Origin of the sequence: Microbacterium sp. NPDC055988 (assembly GCF_042269505.1) — a bacterium.
In the GTDB taxonomy this organism is placed as follows: domain Bacteria; phylum Actinomycetota; class Actinomycetes; order Actinomycetales; family Microbacteriaceae; genus Microbacterium.
The window spans coordinates 442,978-447,236 of record NZ_JBHJXY010000001.1 but is presented as its reverse complement, the minus strand read 5'-3'; the positions used below and the strand labels follow the sequence as shown (position 1 = coordinate 447,236).

The following is a 4,259-nucleotide window of genomic DNA, read 5'->3' as shown; positions in this document are numbered from 1 at the left end:
AGACGGCACCTGGGAGCTGACTGTTCCGCTGCCTGAGGGCGGCTCGGTGACGGTCGAGTCGGGTGACCAGAAGATCGAGATCGAGGACATCGTCGTGACGGCGCCTCTCGAGGTGACGTCGCCGGAGAAGGGTTCCACGCTCGTCGGTCCGGACGTGACCTTCGAGGGTAAGGGTCAGCCTGGCGACACGGTCGTGGTCAAGGACTCTGAGGGCAATGAGCTCGGTGAGACCGAGGTCAAGGGCGATGGCACCTGGGAGCTGACTGTTCCACTGCCTGAGGGCGGTTCGGTGACGGTCGAGTCGGGTGATCAGAAGGTCGAGATCGAGGATGTCGTCGTCGTGGCACCGCTCGAGGTCACGTCGCCGAAGGGCGGCGAGACGATCGGCACCAACGGCACCGAGTTCACCGGCAACGGTCAGCCCGGCGACACCGTCGTGGTCAAGGACTCTGAGGGCAACGATCTTGGTGAGACCGAGATCAAGTCCGACGGCACGTGGGATCTGGTCGTCACGGTTCCCGAGGGTTCCGCGCCGATCACGGTCACCACGGGTGGCCAGACCATCGTGCTCGACGATGTGAAGGTGGAGGACGACACGGCCGAGCTGCTCGTCACCTCGCCTGGCAGCGGTGACACGGTGGCGCTGTCCGGCTTCACCATCACGGGTACGGCGCAGCCGAAGGCCGAGGTCGAGGTGCGGTACGCCGGGGCTCTGCGCAGCCTGGAGCCGGGTGACCTCATTGGCACCGCGACCGCGAACGCGCAGGGCGTCTGGACGCTCGACGCCGTGCTCGACGAGGGCCGTCACGCGCTGTCCTTCCAGGCCGGCGCGAAGACCGCAGCGCTCACCGTGCTCGTCGTCGATGAGTCTGCAGAGCTCGTCGTGACGTCGCCGTCGTCTGGTTCGACGCTCGTCGGTTCGGGTGTCGTCTTCGACGGCACCGCAGAGCCCGGCGCGACCGTCGTCATCAAGGACGCCGAGGGCGTCGAGGTCGGCCGCACCACGGCCGACCCCGACACGGGCGCGTTCTCGGTCGAGGTCGTGCTCCCCGAGGGATCCACGTCGGCAACGATCGAGGCTGGCACCCGCAAGGTCACCATCGACGACCTCACGGTTATCGATGAGACCCCCGCGGTCGAGGCACTGACGGTGACCTCGCCGAGCGCCGGTGGCACGATCGACTCCAACGGTGCCGAGTTCACCGGTAAGGGCAAGCCTGGCGACACCGTGATCATCACCGACAAGGACGGCACCGAGATCGGTTCGGCCGAGGTCGACGAGTTCGGCGACTGGAAGGCGACGGTCAAGGCTCCCGAGGGTTCCGCACCGATCACCGTCACCGCCGGTGGTGAGTTGGTCGTGCTCGACGACCTGATCATCGTGGACGGCACTCCCGCGCCGGTGTTCGAGTTCGGGATCACCAGCCCGGCGGAGGGTGACATCGTCGGTAACGGCGACATCGCGTTCGCGGGTACCGGTAACCCCGGCGCGACGATCATCATCACCGATGCCGAGGGCAATCCCCTCGGCGACACGATCGTGGGCGACGACGGCTCCTGGAACCTCACGGTCCCGGCGCAGCCCGAGGGTGAGCACACGTTCACGGTGAACGATGGCGAAAAGGACCTGTCCATCTCGTTCGTCGTGACCGAAGACGTCGAGTCGACCCCGCTGCTGGATCCGCTCCTGGGCGGTTCGATCGCGGCGGTCATGCTCGCGCTGGCTGGAGTGTTCGGCTTCCGTCGTCGCTTCTCGGCGGACGACGCGTAACCCCGCGAAACGCACGAAACGGAGGGCCCGGAACCGCGAGGTTTCGGGCCCTCCGCCTCGTCTGCCGTCGTCGTGGGGCCTTTCGCACGGGCTGCGTTCGTCGCATGGCATCGGCTGTCGGACGCGCCGATCGATGCTCGCACTGGCTTTCATCCGCTTCGCACTGGTTGATCACTCGCAGACCGAACTTGCGTAAGCAGCGGTCATAGCGTCGGAGGTGCTGGGATGCCGTGCTCATCCATCCGCACTTGCGGGTGGTCACGTTTTTGGACTTTCACCTGGGGATCTTGTGAATCGCTTCGCTATGCCTGCCGCGCTGCCCGCGCGGCCTTATCGCGCGTCATGCGCGCCCGAAGTATCCCCTTTCATTTCTCGACGAGGCGCGCAATGACGCAGCCGACGTCTTTCGACTCGCTCTGCGTACTCGCGCACGGCGCCCAATCCCGGGGGGACCGGGTTTACTCGAGTGAAAGGGATCTTGTGAAAACCACAGGACGAATTGGTCGCGGACTCGCCGCGGCCGGAACTATCGCGGCTCTGACCGCGGGCGGTCTTTTGGCTGCCACTCCCGCGATCGCCGCGGAAACCCCATCGGCCGCGGCTGCTGTCGAGGGTGACCGAGTCATCGGCTATCTGACGGGGTACGGAAACTCCACCCTCGCGGGAGTTGACTGGACAGGCAGTACCTCTTGGGCGACGCTGTATTCGGCTGGCAACAGCCCGCAGACGAGTAGCCAGGTCTCTACGGGGCTGACTCAGGCGCAGTTTGATACGAAGCTCGCTGCGGAAATCGCCACCGCCTCGAGCAAGGGCTGGCTGCGCTGGTCTATCCCGGCTTCAGGGACGACGGGACAGATCAAGACGCGCAACGCCGCGAATACGGCAGACGGGACGTTGTGTCTCGTCGCCCCCGCGATCCCCGCCAACCCCGAGAGCAGCGCCTCCACCTCATGGTCGACGTGCTCGACGGCGGCGAACCAGCAGTGGTCCGTTGCCTCGAACAAGAGCACGATGAACCAGAGCACGTTCACCATTCACAGTGTCGCGACCGGGCAGGGACTGAACTACAACGGCGCGATGTACCCCCTCTACGGCGGGGCAAAGAGCAGTCGCCTCTTCTCGATCTCCGATCCTGTCGAGCAGCTCGTTGAGCGTGAGGTTGTCGTGACGTCGCCGGAGGACGAGGCGACGGTCGGGTCGAAGGGCTTCGACCTGACCGGTACGGCTCAGCCGAACGCTGATGTCGAGGTGCGTGCTGCGGCTGCGGTGCGTGCGACGGGTGAGCTTGTCGGCACAACGAAGGCGGATGCGTCTGGTGCGTGGAAGTTGGAGAACGTGCAGCTTCCGACCGGTCGTACGGTGCTGACGGCCACGGCGGGCACGAAGTCCGCGACGATCACCGTGCTGGTGATCGATGACACGGCGAACATCGTGTTGTCGTCGCCTTCTGCGGGTGACAAGGTCATCGGTTCGGGTGTGCTGTTCGAGGGCACCGCGGAGCCGGGTGCGACCGTGTCGATCCTGGACCACGAGGGCAACGAGGTCGGAACCGCGGTGGCGGATGCGACCACGGGTGCGTTCTCGGTCGAGGTTATTCTTCCCGAGGGTTCGACGTCGGCCTCGGTCGAGGTCGGTGAGCGCAAGGTCGATGTCAAGGACCTTGCGGTCGTCGCGGAGCTGAAGGTCACCACCCCGAAGGCAGGCGAGACGATCGGCACCAACGGGACGGAGTTCACCGGTACCGGTGAGCCCGGAGACACGGTCGAGATCAAGGGCGCTGACGGCACGACGATCGGTTCCACCACGGTCAAACCTGATGGTTCGTGGACCACGACGGTGAAGGTGCCTGAGGGCGCTGCGCCGATCACGATCATCGCTGATGGTCAGGAAATCGTCCTGGACGATGTCCAGGTCGAGGATGACACCGCTCCGCTGGAGATCACGTCGCCGAAGGCTGGCGATGAGATCGTGGGCCCGGACGTGAAGTTCGAGGGCAAGGGTCAGCCTGGTGAGAAGGTCGAGATCAAGGACGCTGATGGCAATGTAATCGGTGAGACCGAGGTCAACTCCGATGGCACCTGGGACGTCGTCGTGACGGTCCCCGAGAACGGTTCGGTCGTCGTCGAGGCCGGTGACCAGAAGGTCGAGATCAAGGACCTCGACGTCGTCGCACCGCTGAAGGTCCTGACGCCGAAGGCAGGCGACACGATCGGCACGAACGGTGCAGATTTCACTGGTACGGGTCAGCCCGGTGCGACGGTGGAGATCAAGGACGCTGATGGCAATGCCATCGGTGAGACCGAGGTCAAGGGCGATGGCACCTGGGATCTGAACGTGAAGGTCCCCGAGGGATCTGCTCCGATCAGCGTGATCACCGGTGGCCAGATCATCGTCCTGGACGATGTCCAGGTCGAGGATGACACCGCTCCGCTGGAGATCACGTCGCCGAAGGCTGGCGATGAGATCGTGGGCCCGGACGTGAAGTTCG

At 65.2% G+C, this 4,259-nt stretch carries 2 protein-coding genes; both read left to right on the top strand.

The genetic code is table 11. The annotated features are described in order from the left end of the window. The coding region (locus ACFC14_RS02305; protein WP_376101029.1) for an Ig-like domain-containing protein at positions 1-1,771 on the top strand (1,771 nt) is incomplete at its 5' end. 387 nt (positions 1,772-2,158) lie between these two features. Then, positions 2,159-4,259 (top strand): Ig-like domain-containing protein (locus ACFC14_RS02300; protein ID WP_376101028.1); only part of this gene is annotated, 2,101 nt, incomplete at its 3' end.